Source organism: Curtobacterium sp. NPDC092190 (genome assembly GCF_044755625.1).
Lineage (GTDB): Bacteria > Actinomycetota > Actinomycetes > Actinomycetales > Microbacteriaceae > Curtobacterium.
This window is the reverse complement of sequence record NZ_JBIVRJ010000003.1, coordinates 334,123-351,224: the sequence shown is the minus strand read 5'-3', so window position 1 is coordinate 351,224 and position 17,102 is coordinate 334,123. Positions and strand designations below refer to the sequence as shown.

Below are 17,102 nucleotides of genomic sequence, written 5' to 3'. Positions count from 1 at the left end.
CAGGCGAGGAAGGACGACGACGATGACGACGACGGACGGAACCGGCGAGACCGGGGCGAGCGGCGCCTCCAGGCCGGACGGCGGCGGCCGCTCGACCAGGCCGGTGACCCTGTTCACCGGGCAGTGGGCGGACCTGCCCTTCGAGGAGGTCGCACGGCTGGCGGGCGAGTGGGGTTACGACGGGCTGGAGATCGCCTGCTGGGGCGACCACCTGGACGTCCGACGCGCCGCGACGGACCCGGCGTACGTGGCCGACCGGAAGGCGGTCCTGGAGCGCAACGGACTGCAGGTCTGGACGATCGCGAACCACCTGACCGGCCAGGCCGTCTGCGACGACCCGATCGACCAGCGGCACGAGGACATCCTCGCGCCGCACGTGTGGGGCGACGGCGACCCCGAGGGCGTCCGGCAGCGGGCGGCGGAGGAGCTGCAGTGGACGGCCCGTGCGGCCGCTGCGCTCGGGGTGTCGACCGTGACCGGCTTCTCGGGGTCGTCGATCTGGAAGACCGTCGCCGGGTTCCCGCCCGTGCCCCCGGCGATGATCGAGGCCGGGTACCAGGACTTCCACGACCGCTGGTCGCCGATCCTCGACGTGTTCGAGGAGGTCGGCGTCCGCTTCGCGCTCGAGGTGCACCCGTCCGAGATCGCCTACGACTACTGGACCGCGAAGCGGGCGCTCGAGGTGTTCCGGGACCGCCCGTCGTTCGGGTTCAACTTCGACCCGTCGCACTTCGTGTGGCAGGACCTCGACCCCGCCGCGTTCCTGCTCGACTTCGCCGACCGGGTGTACCACGTGCACTGCAAGGAGTCGGTGAAGCAGCTCGACGGCCGCAACGGTCGACTCGGATCGCACCTGCCGTGGGGCGACCCCCGTCGTGGGTGGGACTTCGTCTCCGCCGGGCACGGGGACGTGCCGTGGGAGCGGGTGTTCCGCGTGCTGAACCACATCGGGTACGACGGCCCGACGAGCGTCGAGTGGGAGGACGCCGGCATGGACCGACTGGTCGGCGGCCCCGAGGCGCTCGCGTTCGTGCGTCGCCTGGGGACGATCGCCCCACCGGACGCCGCGTTCGACGCCGCGTTCTCCCGCTCGCGCTGAGCCGCGCGCGGGTACGGACGGACCCGCGAGACTCGGCACCGCGGACAGTTCCGCGGTGCCGAACCCGCGAAGGTGTCCGCCGAGCCGAGACTCGGCCCCCCACACCACACCACCACGAGGAGGACCCATGGCCAGGTCGGCCACGACCACGCCCGGGAACGTCGCGCGCGTCCTCCGCATCGTGCACGAGGGCGGGCCGGTCACCCGTGCCGAGCTCACCCGTCGGACGGGACTCAACCGGTCGACGGTCCTGGCGCTCGTCGGGGAGCTCGTCGAGCAGGGGTTCGTGCACGAGGAGCTCCCGGGAGCCGGGGCGGACCGTCCCGCCGGGGTCGGTCGGCCGAGCGCCGTCGTCCGGGCATCGCGCGACGTCGTGGCCGCCGCGGTGACCGTGGAGATCGACGCCGTCGCGGTGGCGCTCGTCGCGCTCGACGGCACCGTGCGCGACCGCCTCGTCGAACCGCAGTCGAGCGTGCCCGGTGCCGCCGCAGCGATCGACGCCGTGGCCCGTGTCCTCGCCACGCTGACCGCACGCGCCGATCCGGCACTGCGGCTCGTCGGCGTGGGCGTCGCTGTCCCGGGCATCGTCCGGGTCGAGGACGGGGTCGTCCGCGACGCCCCGCACCTCGGTTGGCGGGACGAGCCCTTCGCCGGGCCCCTCGCCGAGCGTCTCGGGCTGCCCGTCCGCGCGGCGAACGACGCGAACGTCGGTGCGTGGGCCGAACGGCTCTACGGCAGCGCGCGCGGCGTCGACGACCTCGTGTACCTCAACGGCGGCGCCAGCGGCATCGGCGGTGGGATCGTCAGCGCCGGCCGCCCGTTCAGCGGCGCGGACGGGTACGCGGGCGAGCTCGGGCACACCTTCGTCGCGGCGAACGGCATCCGCTGCCACTGCGGGGCGATCGGGTGCCTGGAGACCGAGGCTTCACGCGGGGCCCTCACCGCGGTGACCCGGACCGCGCCCGACGACCTGGACGCCCTCGCCGCCGCCCTGGCCGAGCGACACGACGCGGTCGAACGGGTCGTGGACCGCCAGGTGACCGCGCTCGCGACGGCGATCCGGAACGCCATCCACACCGTCGACCCGCAGGTCGTCGTGCTCGGGGGGTTCCTCGGCGTGCTGCTCGGGCACGTGGGGGACCGCGTCGAGGACGACGTCCGGGCGCAGACGATGGCCGCGATGACCGACCGGCTGCGCATCGTGCCGGCGGAGCTCGGCCGTGACGTCCTCGTCCGGGGCGCCGCCGAGCTCGGCTTCGCCGACCTGCTGCGCGACGGGGCCCTCCCGACAACCAGCGGCGCGACCACGACCGGCCCGAGCGGCGCGACCACGACCGGCGCGACCGGGACCCGCGCGACCGACACCGACCACACCACAGCCGACCGCGACGACGCGGTCGAGGAAGCGAGATCCGCATGAGTACCACCTCCGACACCCAGCGCGCGAGCGTCCTGCTCGGCACCGAGGACCTGACGATCGAGGACCGCCCCGTCCCCGAGGTCGCCCCCGGCGACGTGCTCGTCCGCGTGGCCGCCGTCGGCGTCTGCGGCTCCGACGTCCACTACTACCGCCACGGCCGCATCGGCGACTTCGTCGTCGAGGAGCCCCTCGTCCTCGGCCACGAGCTCTCCGGCACGATCGCCGCGGTCGGCGAGGGCGTCGACCCCGCCCGCGTCGGCGAGCGCGTCGCCGTCGAGCCCCAGCGCCCCTGCCACCGCTGCGCGCAGTGCCTGGCCGGCCGCTACAACCTCTGCCCGCACATGCGCTTCTACGCGACACCGCCGGTCGACGGTGCCTTCGCGGAGTACGTGACGATCGAGGCCGAGTTCGCGCACGCCCTGCCCGACACGGTGTCCTTCGAGGCCGGCGCACTGCTCGAGCCGCTGTCCGTCGGCATCGCCGCGGCGCGCAAGGCCGGCATCGTGCCCGGCTCGAGCGTCCTGATCGCCGGTGCCGGTCCGATCGGGGTCATCTGCGCCCAGGTCGCCCGGGCGTTCGGCGCGACGCGCGTGGTCGTCAGCGACCTCGTCCCCGAGCGCCGCGAGCGTGCGCTGTCCTTCGGCGCGACCGAGGTGGTCGACCCCGTCTCGGTGGACGTCACGTCGGACATCGTCCCCGTCGACGCCTTCATCGACGCCAGCGGTGCGCCCCGTGCCGTCTCGGACGGCATCAAGGCCGTCGGACCGGCCGGCGCGGCGGTGCTCGTCGGCCTCGGCAACTCCGAGATGGTGCTGCCCGTCGAGCACATCCAGAACCTCGAGGTGACGGTCACCGGCATCTTCCGCTACACGAACACCTGGCCGGTCGCGATCGGTCTGGTCGCGTCGGGCCAGGTCGACCTCGACGCGCTCGTCACCGGGCGCTTCGGACTCGACGCGGTCCGCGAGGCCCTCGAGAGCGACACCGACCCGGCCTCGCTCAAGTCCGTCGTCTACCCGAACGGCGTGCCCGCGGGCGCGTGAGGACGCGAGCCGACGTGCGCGACGCGGGTCGCGCCGTCCGGTGAGCGGTCGTCGGACGGGAGGCGCGGTGCCGGCGAGTGCCGTCCTCCCGTCCGTCGTCCGGTCACCACGGCGAGCCGTGGCCGGGTCGGCCCCGCCGCGACACCGCGACGCGCTACGGTTCGGCCATGACCGCGACACCGGCGGCGGCAGTGCCGCGACGCACCGACCGGCGGGCACTCGTGTCCTGGGCGCTCTGGGACTGGGGGTCCTCGGCGTTCACCGCCGTCGTCACCACCTTCGTCTTCAGCACCTACCTGGCGAGCCGGGCGTTCGTCGACCCGCGGCTCGTCGCTGCCGAGGACTCGTCGACGGCCGCTGCGCAGACGGTCGAGCGGGAGCTGGCGCACAACGCCGCGACGGTGTCGACGGCCCTGACCCTGGCGGGGATCGTCGTGGCGCTCGTCGCACCTGCGGTGGGGCGGCTGGCGGACTCGTCCGGGCACCGCCGCCGGTCCGTGCTCATCGGGACGATCGGGGTGGCGCTGTCGATCGGGGCGATGGTGTTCGTCGCGCCGCAGCAGCCGTACCTGGTGCTCGGCGCAGCGCTCCTCGGCATCGGGACCGTCGCGTACGAGGTCGCCACCGTCGGCTACAACGCGATGCTCGGCCAGGTGGCGTCGGGCCCGCAGACCGGCCGCGTGTCGGCGATCGGCTGGGCAGCCGGGTACTTCGGCGGGATCGTGCTGCTCGTCGTCCTGCTCCTCCTCTGCATCCAGGACTTCGGCACCGAGGGGGTCGCGGGCCTCCTGCAGCTGCCGTCGACCGTCGCGTCCGGGTCGTGGGACGTCCGGGTCGCGATCGGGATCGCCGCGGTGTGGCTCGCGGTCAGCTCGGTCCCGCTCTTCCTGACCGTGCCCGAGGCGGCGCCGGACCGTTCGCGCACGGGCGGTCTGCTCAGCGCCTACCGTGACCTCGGACGGCACGTCGCCCGGCTGTGGCGGGAACGCCGCAACGTCCTGGTCTTCCTGCTCGCGAGCGCCGTGTTCCGCGACGGCGTCGGTGCGGTCTTCACCTTCGGCGGCATCGTCGCCGCGCAGGTGTTCGGCTTCAGCCCGTCGCAGGTGATCCTCTTCGCGATCGCGGCGAACGTGGTGGCGGGTGTCGCGACCTTCGCCTCCGGGCGGCTCGACGACCGCTTCGGTTCCCGGGCGGTCATCACGGTCGCGCTCGTCGGGCTCGCGCTCACCGGCATCGGGGTGTTCCTGATCGGGAGCGCGACGGCCGGGTTCTGGGTGCTCGGGCTCACGCTGGCGATCTTCGTCGGGCCGGTGCAGTCGTCGTCCAGGGCGTACCTGGCACGACTCGCCACCCCGGGACGCGAGGGCGAGCTCTTCGGCCTCTACGCGACGACCGGGCGAGCGGCGTCGTTCCTCGCGCCGGCGCTGTTCGGCATCGCGGTGACGATCGGCGGCTCGACGCGGTACGGGATCATCGGCGTGGTCGTGGTCCTCGTCGCGGGCCTCGTGCTCATGGCGTTCGTGCAGCGGGAGCCCGCGCGGGCGTAGCGCACGGTCCGCTCGCCCCACGCCGGGCCGGCGCTGCCGGTGCGGGTCGAGCACCCAGTCGGAGCACATACGCCAGGATGGGTGCATGACCGACCAGCGGATCGCCGTCGTCGTCCTCGCCGCCGGGCAGGGCACGCGCATGAAGTCGTCCACCCCGAAGGTGCTGCACCGCCTCGCCGGCCTGCCCCTGCTGGCGCACGTGCTGCGCACGGCGTCCTCGATCGAGCCGGAGCACGTCGCCGTGGTCGTGCGGCACGAGCGCGAGCGCGTCGCGGCCGAGGTCGCCGAGCGTGCCCCCGGGGCGATCGTGGTCGACCAGGACGAGGTCCCCGGCACCGGACGCGCCGTCGAGGTCGCGGTGCAGGCGCTCCCGGCGGACTTCGACGGCTCGGTCGTGGTGCTCTCCGGGGACGTCCCGCTGCTCGACACGGCGTCGCTCCGACGCCTCGTGGACGCGCACGCCGGCAACGCCGTGACCCTGGTCAGTGCGATCGCCCCGGACCCGACGGGGCTCGGCCGGGTCGTCCGCGACGCCGCCGGGGCGTTCGTGCGCGTCGTCGAGCACAAGGACGCCACCGAGGCCGAACGGGCCATCACCGAGGCGAACGCCGGCATCTACGCGTTCGACGTGACCCACCTGCGTGCGGTGCTGCCCTCGCTCACCACGGCCAACGCGCAGGGCGAGAAGTACGTCACCGACGTCCCGTCGCTCGTCGCCGCGCGCGGGGGAGCGATCGACGTCGTCACGCTGACCGACCCGTGGCTCGTCGCCGGCATCAACGACCGCGCGCAGCTCGCCGACGCGGCGCGTGAGCTCAACGCCCGCATCGTCCGTCGGCACCAGCTCGCCGGTGTCACCGTGCAGGACCCGGCGACCACGTGGATCGACGTCGACGTCACCGTCGAGGCCGACGCCGAGATCCTCCCCGGCACGCAGCTCGTCGGGGCGACGGCGATCGCCGCCGGCGCGGTGGTGGGACCGGACACCACGCTCCGCGACACCGAGGTCGGAGCCGGCGCGGTCGTGAACCGTGTCGACGCGACGCTGGCGGTCATCGGCGACGGCGCCACGGTCGGTCCCTTCGCCTACCTGCGACCGGGGACGGTCCTGGGCGAGCACGGCAAGATCGGCACGTTCGTCGAGACGAAGAACGCGGTTATCGGCCGTGGCAGCAAGGTCCCGCACCTGTCGTACATCGGTGACGCCGAGGTCGGCGAGGACTCGAACATCGGGGCCAACACGATCACCGCGAACTACGACGGCGTGCACAAGCACCGCACCGAGGTCGGGTCGAACGTCCGCACGGGCTCGCACAACGTGTTCGTCGCCCCGGTTAGGATTGGTGACGGGGCGTACACCGGCGCGGGTACGACCGTCCGCAAGGACGTACCGGCCGGGTCGCTGGCGATCAGCTACGCCCCGCAGCGCAACACCGACGGATGGGTCGAGGAACACCGACCCGGTTCGCCGGCGGCCGAGGCGGCTCGGCGCGCGCACGGCGAACAGATCTGACGGCGGTCGGGTCGATCGAGACGACCCCGAGCGGGTCAGGGAGTGAGCACCGCACTTGTCCGGAATCAAGACCACGGGCCAGAAACGACTCGTCCTCGTGTCGGGCCGGGCGCACCCGGAACTCTCGGCGCAGATCGCCGACGAGCTCGGAGTCGACCTGGTGCCGACCGATGCCCGGACCTTCGCGAACGGTGAGCTCTACGCCCGCTTCGACGAGTCGGTCCGCGGTTGCGACGCGTTCGTCATCCAGTCGCACACCGCGCCCATCAACGAGTGGCTCATGGAGCAGCTCATCATGGTCGACGCCCTGAAGCGTGCCTCGGCGAAGCGCATCACCGTCGTCGCGCCCTTCTACCCCTACGCGCGCCAGGACAAGAAGGGCCGCGGGCGCGAGCCGATCTCGGCCCGGCTCGTCGCCGACCTGTTCAAGGCCGCCGGTGCCCACCGCATCATGAGCGTCGACCTGCACGCCGCACAGATCCAGGGCTTCTTCGACGGCCCCGTGGACCACCTGTTCGCCATGCCCGTCCTGCTCGAGCGCTTCCAGCAGATCCTCGACCCGAAGACCCTGACCGTGGTGTCGCCCGACATGGGCCGTGTGCGCGTCGCCGACATCTGGTCCGAGAAGCTCGGTGCTCCGCTGGCGATCATCCACAAGCGGCGCGACCCGCTCGTGCCGAACCAGGTGTCCGTGCACGAGATCGTCGGTGACGTCTCGGGCCGCGTGTGCCTGCTCGTCGACGACCTCATCGACACCGGCCGCACCATCGCGAAGGCCGCCGAGGCGCTCAAGAACGCCGGCGCGACCGGCGTGGTCGTCGCGGCGACCCACGCCGTGTTCTCCGACCCGGCCACCGAGCTGCTGCAGAGCGAGTTCATCGATCGCGTCGTCGTCACCGACACGCTGCCCCTGCCCGAGGACAAGCGCTGGGACCGCCTCGAGGTCCTGCCGATCGCGCCGCTCATCGCCCGCGCGATCCACGAGGTCTTCGACGACGGGTCCGTGACCTCCATGTTCGACGGTGCCGCGTAGGCGGACCGGACGCGTGTCGGGCGTGACCCGGCCGGCGGGCTGAGCCGTGCCTCCCGTCCACCCGGCACGCGCTGCCCTGGCTGCCCGTCTGCGGGCGACGGGCAGCGTGTTCGCCGAGGACGAGGCCGACCTGCTGCTCGAGGCCGGCGACGGCGATCCGGTGAAGCTGCGCGGGCTCGTGCAGCGGCGACTCGGCGGTGAGCCGCTCGAGGTCGTGCTCGGCTGGGCCGCGTTCGACGGGCACCGTGTCCGGGTCGTCCCGGGGGTCTTCGTGCCGCGGACCCGCACCGCCGTCGTCGTCGAGCAGGCCGCGCGACGCCTGCACCGCTACGACCGGGTCGTCGACCTGTGCTGCGGTGTCGGGGCGATCTCGGTGGCGTTGCTCGGACGGGTCGGCGCACTCGACCTCGTCGCGGCGGACATCGACGCGGACGCCGTCGACGTCGCGGCGGAGAACATCGGCGACCGGGGGATCGTCGTCCTGGGCGACCTGTTCGCGCCGCTGCCCGAGCGCTTCCGCGGTGTCGTCGACGTCATCGCGGTGAACGCGCCGTACGTGCCGTCGGACGCGCTGGCCACCATGCCGGCCGAGGCGCGGGAGCACGAGCGGCGCATCGCGCTGGACGGTGGGCCGGACGGGCTCGACGTGCACCGGCGAGTGGCCGCGGGAGCGGGGGAGTGGCTGCGCCCGGGCGGCGCGGTCGTCATCGAGGTCTCGTCGACGCAGGCGCCGCAGTCCGCTGCGCTGTTCGAGGGCGCCGGGTTCACCGTGACGGTCGAGTCCGACGAGCAGGTCGAGGGCACGTGCATCGTCGCGGAGTTCCCCGCCTGACACTCGTCCGCCGCGGTACCGTCGCGGTGTGAAGTACTCGTTCGCACCGCCGACCGCAGCGGAGTTCCGGGCCCTGTACGACCAGACCGCGTGGGGTGCGTGGGACCTCGAACGGTTCCGTCGGGCGCTGGCCGGCAGCTGGGTGGTGTGCAGCGCACGCGACGAGACGGGACGTCTGGTCGGCATTGGACGGCTGATCAGCGACGGCGCCCTGCACGCCTTCGTGACCGAGATGATCGTGGCGGAGGGCGCGCGCGGCCGGGGCGTCGGCGGCGAGGTGCTCGCGCGGCTCGTCGACGAGTCGCGCCGTCGTGGGGTCGACGACGTGCAGCTCTTCGCGGCTCGGGGCCGAGCTGCCTTCTACGAGCAGCGTGGCTTCGGACGCAGGCACGAGGACGGACCGGGCATGGACCTCGTGACGGTCGTCGCGGCGCCCGGCACCGGCAGCGACGGCAGCGGCAGCGGGGTCAGCCGGCGCTGACCTGCACGGTGTGCCACCCGGTCGCGCCGTTCGGCGCCGGCGGCCGCTCGACGCTCGTCTGCACCTGACCGTCGGCGCTGACCGCCCGGACCCGGATCGTGTGCGAGCCGGCGTCGGGCGTCCACCGGTACACCCACTGTCGCCAGGTGTCGGCCGAGACGGAGTCCGCGAGCATGGCGTCCTGCCACGCGCCGTCGTCGATGCGGACCTGCACGGCCTTCACACCGGTGTGCGGCTGCCACGCGACGCCGGCGACCGCGACCTGCTGCCCGGCGGTCAACGAGGCACCGCCGCGAGGGGTGTCGATCCGCGACTCGAGCTTCACCGGCCCGCGCTCCGACCACCCGCGGGGTGTCCAGTAGCCCTGGGCGTCGGCGAAGCGGGTGACCTCGAGCTCCGTCACCCACTTCGTCGCGGAGACGTACCCGAACAGCCCGGGCACCACCATCCGCACCGGGAACCCGTGCTCGGCCGGCAGCGGTTCGCCGTTCATCCCGATCGCGAGCAGCGCAGCCGTGCCCTCGTCCTGCAGCACGTCCAGCGGCGTGCCCGCGGAGAACCCGTCGATGCTGCGGGACAGCACCATGTCGGCACCGTCCTGGACGCCCGCACGAGCGAGCAGCTCACGGATCGGGTAGCCCAGCCACAGCGCGTTGCCGATCAGGTCGCCGCCGACCTCGTTCGACACGCAGCTGAGCGTGGCCATGTGCTCCTGCAGCGGGAGCGCCAGCAGCTCGTCCCACGTCAGCTCGACCTCCCGGTCGACGGCGCCGTGGATGCGGAGCGACCAGTCTGCGGGGTCGACGGACGGGACCCGCAGTGCGGTGTCGATCCGGTAGAAGTCAGCGTTCGGGGTGACGTAGGGCGTGATCCCGTCGACGTCGAGGGACGCGCCCCCGGGGACGACGGGCGCGATCGTCGCCGCTCGGGGCAGCCGGACCGCCCGCCGTGCCGCTGCGGTGGCCTGCACCGCCGCGGTGCCGGCTCGCGACGCTCCTCCCACGACGATCGCCGCCACGGCCGTCGTCGCGCTCCACACGAGGAAGGTGCGCCGCTCGGTCGCCGCGGGGCGGGGCGAGGCCGACGGCACGGCGGTCGCTGCCTCCCACCGGCGGAGGTGGCGCAGGAGCACGCGGAGCACGACGATCGCGGCTGCGACGCCGAGGACCGTGGGCGCTCCGTCCCACGTGCCGCTGCCCGAGCGGGTGGTGACGGCGACCAGCGCGAGGACCGCACCGGCCGCGAGGACGAGCGCGCCGAACGGCGGCCGGGCACGTTCGAGCACACCGGCGCCGGCGCTGACCGCGGCCGTGACCACGGCCATGAGCACGAAGAGGGCGACCTTGTCCCCGGTGCCGAACAGGCCGACCATCAGGTCCTTCGCCGCCGGGGGAGCGAGGTCGATCACGGCGGAGCCGACGGCCACCAGCGGACTGCCCGCCCCGCCGAGCAGCAGCGCTCCGAGCTCGGCGACCGCCAGGAACGCGGCGATCGCGATTACGCCGCAGACCGCGGCGAGCAGGGCCGGACGACGGACCCGGGTCGGGGTCGGTGCCTGCTCGGTGGTCGGTGCCGCTGACGTGCTCACCCGTGCAGCGTAGGTCGGAGCCACCGCGGATGGGCTGACAACAGCACGGCGGTGGACGCCTCGGTCCCGCTCCGCGCCGGGTTCGTCGGTCGTGCACTGCTCCGGGACAGCGCCGCCGACCGCGGCCGTGCGAGGATCGGGAGCGTGTTGGACCGACCAGACCGCGTGCCCCGCGGCCGGCGCGCGCACCGGCCGCGGACGCCGGGGAGCGCTGGCCGCCGGTTCGCGGTCCTGCGGTGGACCCTCGTCGGTGTCTGGACCGCGCTCGTCGTCAGCCGCATCGTGGTCGTGGCGGCAGCGCCGCAGACCGACCTGGCGTTCCTCGGCGTCGTCGAGCTCGTCGCGATCTCCGTCGGCGTGGTCGGGCTCGTCGTCGCCGTCGTCCGCGCCCGCGTGATCCGTCGGCGACGCGCGGACGAAGCGCTCGCACTGGCCATCCGTCGCATCGACCCGACGGTCTGGCTGGTCCCCGCGGCGCCGACACCGGAACTGCGCCAGGACGTGCTGCGGGCCCGCCCCGAGGTCACCCTGGGCGAGCGCGTGACCTGGGCGTTCGGAGCCACCGAGGCGTCGCTCTGGGAACTCGAGGAGCGCCGGGCGACGCGGCTGCTCGTGATCCGCTGGAGCCGGATGGTGCACGTCGGGGTCGAGGACGTCCCGGGGGAGCGCGACGTGAGCGCCGTGGCGATGCACTACGTCCGACCGGACGACTCCGCTGCCGTCGCGACGTTCTTCGTCCGCTCGTCGCCCGGGTCCCGACGGCTGCTCGGACGGGGACCTCGGCTCGAGCGGCTCGTCGCCGACCTCGCACGGGAGCGGATCGTCGCCTGACCCCGTCGCCCGTGTCCGGCTCCGGGGCCGGACGGGACGGCTGGCCGGCGGCGGCAGCTGCCGGGGCCGGTCGGGCGGCAGCACGCCCCGCCGACCCGGCGGGAACACGCCCGGCCGACCCGGCGGGAACACGCCCGGCCGACTCTGCGGGAACACGCCCCGTCGACTCTGCGGAAACACGCCCCGTCGACTCTGCGGCAGCAGGCCCCGCCGACACGGCGGCAGCAGGCCCCGCCGCCCGACGGGGCCTGCTGCCTGTCCGGGTCAGTGCGTGGAGGGTTCCTGCTCGACCTCGCGGCGGCCGTCCTCGGACCACAGCGTGTGGAACGTGCCGTCCTTGTCGACGCGCTGGTAGGTGTGCGCTCCGAAGAAGTCACGCTGCCCCTGGATGAGCGCCGCCGGGAGTCGATCGGACGCGAGCGAGTCGAAGTACGCCAGCGCGGACGAGAACCCCGGAGCGGGGATGCCGGACGCAGCGGCGATGCCGACGATGCGACGCCAGGCCGCTTCGCCCTCGGCGACGGCGTCCGCGAAGTACGGGTCGACCAGCAGGCTCTCGAGCGCGGGGTTCTTGTCGTACGCCTCGACGATGCGGTTGAGGAACTGGGCGCGGATGATGCAGCCACCGCGCCAGATCTTCGCGACCGCGCCGAGGTCGATGTCCCAGTCGTACTCCTTCGCCCCGGCGATGATGAGGTCGAAGCCCTGTGCGTACGCGACCACCTTCGACGCGTACAGCGCAGCCCGGACGTCGTCCTCGAACGTGTCGGGGACGTCGACCACGTCCGGTCGGTTCGTCACGGAGCGCTGGACGGCTGCGCGCTGCGACGGCTTCGAGGACACCGCGCGGGCGAAGACCGCCTCACCGATGCCGGAGACGGGGATGCCGAGCCCGACCGCGTTCTGCACCGTCCACACACCCGTGCCCTTGGACCCGGCCTCGTCACGGATGACGTCGACGAGCGGCTCCCCGGAGTCGGCGTCCTGCTGCTTGAGGACCTCGCCGGTGATCTCGATCAGGTAGGACTCGAGGTCGCCCTCGTTCCACTTCTCGTAGATCTGCACGAGTTCGTCGACCGAGTGTCCGCCGGCACGACGGAGCAGGTCGTAGGACTCGGCGATCAACTGCATGTCCGCGTACTCGATGCCGTTGTGGACCATCTTGACGAAGTGACCGGCGCCGTCGGTACCGATGTGCGTCACGCACGGTTCGCCCTCGGCCACCGCGGCGATCGACTTCAGGATCGGGCCGAGGGTCTCCCACGCCTCGTCCGAGCCGCCGGGCATGATCGACGGGCCCTTCAGCGCGCCCTCCTCGCCACCCGAGATGCCGGTACCGACGAAGTTCAGGCCCTGCTCACGCAGGTCGTGCTCGCGGCGGATGGTGTCGTGGAAGTTGGCGTTGCCGCCGTCGACGATGATGTCGCCTTCCTCGAAACGGTCGGCGAGCTGCTCGATGACGGCATCGGTGCCCTTGCCCGCCTGCACCATGATGATCGCGGTGCGCGGCTTCGACAGCGACGCGACGAAGCCGTCGATGTCCTCGGACGCGATGAACCCCATGTCGCCGTGCTCGTCCAGCAAGTCCTGGGTGCGCGCGTAGGTGCGGTTGTACACCGCGACCGTGTTGCCCTCGCGCGAGGCGAGGTTGCGGGCCAGGTTCGACCCCATCACCGCCAGACCGACGACACCGATGTTCGCCGTGCCGCCGTCGTCGTGCTGTTCGTTGTCCGCCACCTGAGTCTCCTTCGTCCTGACGTGTCGCGGCCCACGGTACGACCGACACCTGGGGTCGGCACGGGGATCCGGTCAACTGGGGACGGGAAGCGGACGACCCGTACTGTGGAGGGATGACCGACCACGACGTCCTCCCGCCCGTGCTCGTGATGGGTGTCTCCGGCTCGGGCAAGTCCACGATCGGTCAGGCGCTGGCCGACGCGCTCGCCGAGCAGGGCCAGCCGAGCACGTTCGTCGACGCCGACGACCTCCACCCGGCCGCCAACAAGGAGAAGATGCGGCAGGGTACGCCGCTGACCGACGAGGACCGATGGCCGTGGCTGGACGCCTGCGCGGCACGGATCGCCGAGGTGCAGGCGTCGGGGCACCGGTGCGTGATGGCGAACTCCGCCCTGAAGCGCGCCTACCGCGACCGGCTGCGCAGCGCGGCACCCGACCTGGTGATCGCCTTCCTCGACGGCTCGCACGACCTCATCGCCGAGCGCCAGGCGCACCGCCACCACGAGTACATGCCGTCGTCGCTGCTCGACTCGCAGTTCGCGACCCTCGAGCGGCCCCAGCCCGACGAGACCGTCGTCGCGGTGTCCATCGACGGGTCGGTCGACGACACCGTGGCGACGATCACGTCGGCGCTGGCGGTCACTTCCGGCTGAGCTCCGCGAGCCGCGAGCGGTACTCGTCCGCGTCGATGTCACCCCGGGCGAACCGGTCGGCGAGGACGGCCCGGGCATCGGACCGCGACCGCCAGCCGCCGCGGCGCAGGACGCCGAACACGACGGCGGCGGCCAGGAGCACCAGCAGGAAGAACGCCGGGAACAGGAAGAAGGGCGGCCCGCCGTGCCCGAGGGGGCCGACGGCGGCGAAGGTGGTGAGAGCGGTGTGCACGGTTGCCTCCTGGGCGGATCGTGTCGCCCGGTCGGGCGACGTTCCCAGCATCCGGTCCGGAGGCTCGTCCCGCGTCCGCCACGGAGGCCGACTCCCGCCTGCTCCCGCAGCCGTACGACCGGTCCTCCTGCACCGCCGACTACTCCCATGGGAGTAGTCCACAGCTCCTGCCACGACCCGATGCCGTGCCGCCGAGGCGACCCTAGGCTCGGACGCATGCGCCGCACCCCCACTGCCGCCGTCGAGGCGACCGACGACCAGCGAGACGGCGTCCGTCGCTTCGCCCGGTTCGGTCGGGTGCTGCCGGTCGCACTCGTGCAGATCGTGGGGACACTGCTGGCCGCGCGCTTCCCGACCGACACCGTCGGCCCTCGCGGTGGCCCGCGCTGGGCGACCCACGTCCTCGGCTCCTCGATCGTCGACGCAACGCAGCCGGGTCCGCTCGCGATCGTGCTGCTCGTCGTCGGGGTGCTCGTCCTGCCGTGGCGCTGGCGGTGGCCGACGGGCGTCCTCGCCGTGACGCTCGTGACGACGATCGGCTACGCCCTGCTGGTCAGCCCGCGGGGGCCGTTCGTGGCCGCGCTGACGATGGCGGCGGTGAACGCGTGGCTGCACGGGCGCCGCACCGCAGTGGGTGTCGCGCTCGGACTGGCCGTCACGGTGCTGCCGACCGCCGACGGGTTGCTCGGCCGTGCACCCGCGGGGAACCTCGACGCGGTCTTCTTCGCCGTCGCCTGGGCAGCGGTGACCCTGTCCGTGGCGGAGCTCGTCCGCGTCCGTCTCGACCGCGTCGCGGACCGACGGCGTCGGCGCGCTGCCGCAGAGCAGGAACGCGCCCGTGACGAGCGCGTCCGCATCGCCCGTGAGCTCCACGACTCCGTCGCGCACAGCATGTCGCTCATCAACCTGCAGGCGGGTGTCGCGCTCCACCTGGGGTCGGCGCTCCCCGAGCAGACCCGCACCTCGTTGGCCGACATCCGTGCGACGAGCCGCGAGGCACTGGTCGAGCTGCGGACGATCCTCGGGGTCCTCCGGTCGGTCGACGGATCCGGGGACCGGGACGTCGCCGGGACGGACGGACCGACCGGCGGAACGGCCGACCGCGGGTCCGCCGGGAGCGAGCCGCACCCCGGCGCCCCGGACCGCACCCCCGTCCCGGGGCTCGACCGCCTGGCGGACCTGGTCGAGCGGGCACGCGCGGCCGGGGTCGACATCAGCGCGACGGTCGAGGGTGACCCTGCACCGGTGGACCGGACCACGGACCGCACGGCCTTCCGGATCGTGCAGGAGTCGGTGACGAACGTGATGAAGCACGCTCCCGAGCACCGCGCCCGCATCGCGGTGCGGTTCGGACCGGAGATCGTGGACCTGTCGGTCGAGGACTCCCCGGCCCCGGACCGTGACCCGGCCGACACCCGGATCACGCCGCTGCTCGGACCGTCCGGCAACGGCATCATCGGGATGCGCGAGCGGGCCTCCGCCGTCGGGGGCACCCTGTCGGCCGGACCCACGCCGGACGGCGGGTGGCGCGTGGCCGCACGACTGCCCTCGACCGTCGCCGCGCGGTCGTCGGACGCGGCCGAGGACGAGGACGAGCACGAGGACGAGGAGCGATCGTGACGACCACCGACGAGGCCATCCGGGTCGTGCTCGTGGACGACCAGGTGCTCATCCGGGCCGGGCTCCGCGCCCTGGTCGACGCCGAACCGGGGATGACCGTGGTCGGCGAGGCCGGTGACGGTGACTCGGCCGTCGCGACGGTCCGACGTGAGCGTCCCGACGTCGTGCTGATGGACATCCGGATGCCGGGCACGGACGGGCTCGTCGCAACCCAGCGCATCTCGGCGGATCCGGACCTCGACGGCGTGCACGTGGTGATCCTCACCACCTTCGAGGAGGACTCCTACGTGTTCGAGGCGATCCGTGGCGGTGCGGCCGGCTTCCTGGTGAAGGACACCGAGCCCGCCGAACTGCTCCGCGCCGTCCGTACCGTGCACGCCGGGGAGTCGCTGCTCTCACCGGGTCCGACGCGCTCGCTCGTCGCCGCGTACGCGACGCACGCGAAGCCGTCCGCGCTGGCTCCGTCCCTCGAGGTCCTCACCGAACGCGAGCGCCAGGTCATGCAACTCGTCGCCCTCGGCCTGACCAACACGGAGATCGCCGAGCGGCTCTTCGTCAGTCCGATGACCACGAAGACGCACGTCTCGCGCGCCATGATCAAGCTCGGTGCCCGCGACCGCGCGCAGTTGGTCGTCTTCGCCTACGAGACCGGGCTGGTCACTCCGGGATGGCAGCCGTGATCAGGCCCGGTGCGCGAGGACGGCCGCGTGCGGGCGCGCTCCGTCGTCGGTGCGTCGGTGCACGGCGTCGACCGTGAGATCCGCGTCCTCGAGCGCAGCGACCATCCGCTCGACGGGCCAGCGGTGGGCGGTCGTCACCGCGTGGTCGAACGGCTCGAGCGTCGGACCCTCGAAGAACCCGACGAGCAGCCCGCCCCCCGACGCCAGGATCCGGCGGCACTCCGCGAGCGCGACCGGCACCCGGTCCGGACGGTGGTGCACGAGCGAGTACCAGGAGAGCACACCGCCGACACCGCCGTCGGACAGACCGGTCGCCTCGATCGTCCCGGTCCGGAAGTCGACCTCGGGAGCGGCAGCGCGCGCGAGCTCGACGAACCGCGGTACGGGCTCGATCCCGATGACGGCGTGGCCACGACGGTGCAGGTGCGCGGTCCAGTGGCCGGGTCCGCACCCCACGTCGAGCAGGAGGCCGGGCGTCGTGTCCGCCCAGTCCTCGACGAGCGTCCGGTCCTCGCGGTGGACGGCGTCCATCGATCCGAGGACCTCGGCGTACTCGTCCGCCCGGTCGCCGTAGGCCGCCACGACGCGGGCGTCCGCTCGAGCTGCTGCGCTCGGAGCGCTCATCGAGGCAGGGTCCACGAAGCGACGCTACCGCCGACCGCCGACCGCCGACCGCCGACCGCCGACCGCCGACCGCCGACCGCCGACCGCCGACCGCCGACGTACCGTCGAACGCACGACCGGGGCCGCTGCTTCCCGACGGCGAGCGGTGGAGGCACGACAGCGGGGTCGA

The 17,102-nt window shown here is 73.3% G+C and carries 16 protein-coding genes; 12 read left to right on the top strand and 4 right to left on the bottom strand.

All coding sequences use genetic code 11. The features are described from left to right. Nucleotides 1-22 precede the first annotated feature (22 nt). The 8 genes from ACIQFY_RS09505 to ACIQFY_RS09470 all read left to right on the top strand — a co-directional run bounded on the left by ACIQFY_RS09505 (nt 23) and on the right by ACIQFY_RS09470 (nt 8,968). Complete coding sequence (locus ACIQFY_RS09505; RefSeq protein ID WP_235426493.1) at nt 23-1,099, top strand: sugar phosphate isomerase/epimerase; 1,077 nt, start codon at nt 23-25, stop codon at nt 1,097-1,099. Between the two features lie 127 nt (nt 1,100-1,226). Beyond that, complete coding sequence (locus ACIQFY_RS09500) at nt 1,227-2,519, top strand: ROK family transcriptional regulator (RefSeq protein ID WP_271826211.1); 1,293 nt, start codon at nt 1,227-1,229, stop codon at nt 2,517-2,519. After that, entirely contained in the window at nt 2,516-3,562 is a 1,047-nt protein-coding gene (locus ACIQFY_RS09495) for an NAD(P)-dependent alcohol dehydrogenase (RefSeq protein WP_066652463.1), read from the top strand. Before ACIQFY_RS09500 ends, ACIQFY_RS09495 begins: the two co-directional genes overlap by 4 nt. A 167-nt stretch (nt 3,563-3,729) precedes the next feature. Continuing rightward, a complete protein-coding gene (locus tag ACIQFY_RS09490; RefSeq protein WP_066652465.1) occupies nt 3,730-5,109 on the top strand; it encodes an MFS transporter in 1,380 nt (459 codons plus the stop codon). A gap of 85 nt (nt 5,110-5,194) precedes the next feature. Further along, nucleotides 5,195-6,622, top strand: coding sequence for a bifunctional UDP-N-acetylglucosamine diphosphorylase/glucosamine-1-phosphate N-acetyltransferase GlmU (glmU, locus tag ACIQFY_RS09485; RefSeq protein WP_209683812.1), 1,428 nt, complete (start codon nt 5,195-5,197; stop codon nt 6,620-6,622). A 55-nt stretch (nt 6,623-6,677) separates the two neighbouring features. Beyond that, nucleotides 6,678-7,655, top strand: a complete 978-nt coding sequence (locus tag ACIQFY_RS09480) for a ribose-phosphate diphosphokinase (RefSeq protein ID WP_066652469.1) — start codon at nt 6,678-6,680, stop codon at nt 7,653-7,655. A 46-nt stretch (nt 7,656-7,701) separates the two neighbouring features. Beyond that, complete coding sequence (locus ACIQFY_RS09475) at nt 7,702-8,487, top strand: putative protein N(5)-glutamine methyltransferase (RefSeq protein WP_081984669.1); 786 nt, start codon at nt 7,702-7,704, stop codon at nt 8,485-8,487. A gap of 28 nt (nt 8,488-8,515) precedes the next feature. Next, complete coding sequence (locus ACIQFY_RS09470; protein ID WP_400339616.1) at nt 8,516-8,968, top strand: GNAT family N-acetyltransferase; 453 nt, start codon at nt 8,516-8,518, stop codon at nt 8,966-8,968. Here the strand turns inward: ACIQFY_RS09470 and ACIQFY_RS09465 are convergent. Next, nucleotides 8,955-10,556 (bottom strand): molybdopterin-dependent oxidoreductase, encoded by a 1,602-nt coding sequence (locus ACIQFY_RS09465; protein ID WP_400339614.1) that lies wholly within the window; start codon nt 10,554-10,556, stop codon nt 8,955-8,957. The genes ACIQFY_RS09470 and ACIQFY_RS09465 overlap by 14 nt on opposite strands. A gap of 144 nt (nt 10,557-10,700) precedes the next feature. Between ACIQFY_RS09465 and ACIQFY_RS09460 the strand changes: the two genes are divergently transcribed. After that, nucleotides 10,701-11,387, top strand: a complete 687-nt coding sequence (locus tag ACIQFY_RS09460) for a hypothetical protein (RefSeq protein ID WP_400339611.1) — start codon at nt 10,701-10,703, stop codon at nt 11,385-11,387. Nucleotides 11,388-11,651: 264 nt separating this feature from the next. On the opposite strand, the gene gndA is transcribed toward ACIQFY_RS09460, so the two are convergent. Next, the gene (gndA, locus tag ACIQFY_RS09455) at nt 11,652-13,058 is read right to left on the bottom strand and encodes an NADP-dependent phosphogluconate dehydrogenase (RefSeq protein WP_400339919.1); all 1,407 of its coding nucleotides are present in this window, start codon (nt 13,056-13,058) and stop codon (nt 11,652-11,654) included. Between the two features lie 179 nt (nt 13,059-13,237). Between gndA and ACIQFY_RS09450 the strand changes: the two genes are divergently transcribed. Next, complete coding sequence (locus ACIQFY_RS09450; RefSeq protein WP_400339608.1) at nt 13,238-13,777, top strand: gluconokinase; 540 nt, start codon at nt 13,238-13,240, stop codon at nt 13,775-13,777. On the opposite strand, the gene ACIQFY_RS09445 is transcribed toward ACIQFY_RS09450, so the two are convergent. Beyond that, nucleotides 13,764-14,009: a hypothetical protein gene (locus tag ACIQFY_RS09445; protein ID WP_326495648.1), complete on the bottom strand. Its 246-nt coding sequence runs from the start codon at nt 14,007-14,009 to the stop codon at nt 13,764-13,766. The genes ACIQFY_RS09450 and ACIQFY_RS09445 overlap by 14 nt on opposite strands. A gap of 216 nt (nt 14,010-14,225) precedes the next feature. Between ACIQFY_RS09445 and ACIQFY_RS09440 the strand changes: the two genes are divergently transcribed. Together ACIQFY_RS09440 and ACIQFY_RS09435 are read left to right on the top strand one after the other, a co-directional pair. Next, nucleotides 14,226-15,629, top strand: a complete 1,404-nt coding sequence (locus ACIQFY_RS09440; protein WP_400339605.1) for a sensor histidine kinase — start codon at nt 14,226-14,228, stop codon at nt 15,627-15,629. After that, on the top strand, nt 15,626-16,309 hold the full coding sequence (locus tag ACIQFY_RS09435) for a response regulator transcription factor (RefSeq protein ID WP_326495650.1): 684 nt from the start codon (nt 15,626-15,628) through the stop codon (nt 16,307-16,309). The genes ACIQFY_RS09440 and ACIQFY_RS09435 overlap by 4 nt, the downstream gene beginning before the upstream one ends. Here ACIQFY_RS09435 and ACIQFY_RS09430 read toward each other — a convergent pair whose 3' ends face one another. Further along, nucleotides 16,310-16,933, bottom strand: coding sequence for a class I SAM-dependent methyltransferase (locus tag ACIQFY_RS09430; protein WP_400339603.1), 624 nt, complete (start codon nt 16,931-16,933; stop codon nt 16,310-16,312). Between the last annotated feature and the right edge of the window lie 169 nt (nt 16,934-17,102).

Excerpts from the sequence above, each read along its gene's own strand:
- ACIQFY_RS09505 (WP_235426493.1), top strand. The coding sequence starts at position 23 with ATGACGACGACGGACGGAACCGGCGAGACCGGGGCGAGCGGCGCCTCC.
- ACIQFY_RS09500 (WP_271826211.1), top strand. The coding sequence starts at position 1,227 with ATGGCCAGGTCGGCCACGACCACGCCCGGGAACGTCGCGCGCGTCCTC.
- ACIQFY_RS09495 (WP_066652463.1), top strand. The coding sequence starts at position 2,516 with ATGAGTACCACCTCCGACACCCAGCGCGCGAGCGTCCTGCTCGGCACC.
- ACIQFY_RS09490 (WP_066652465.1), top strand. The coding sequence starts at position 3,730 with ATGACCGCGACACCGGCGGCGGCAGTGCCGCGACGCACCGACCGGCGG.
- glmU (WP_209683812.1), top strand. The coding sequence starts at position 5,195 with ATGACCGACCAGCGGATCGCCGTCGTCGTCCTCGCCGCCGGGCAGGGC.
- gndA (WP_400339919.1), bottom strand. The coding sequence starts at position 13,058 with ATGGGGTCGAACCTGGCCCGCAACCTCGCCTCGCGCGAGGGCAACACG.
- ACIQFY_RS09450 (WP_400339608.1), top strand. The coding sequence starts at position 13,238 with ATGACCGACCACGACGTCCTCCCGCCCGTGCTCGTGATGGGTGTCTCC.
- ACIQFY_RS09440 (WP_400339605.1), top strand. The coding sequence starts at position 14,226 with ATGCGCCGCACCCCCACTGCCGCCGTCGAGGCGACCGACGACCAGCGA.
- ACIQFY_RS09430 (WP_400339603.1), bottom strand. The coding sequence starts at position 16,933 with ATGAGCGCTCCGAGCGCAGCAGCTCGAGCGGACGCCCGCGTCGTGGCG.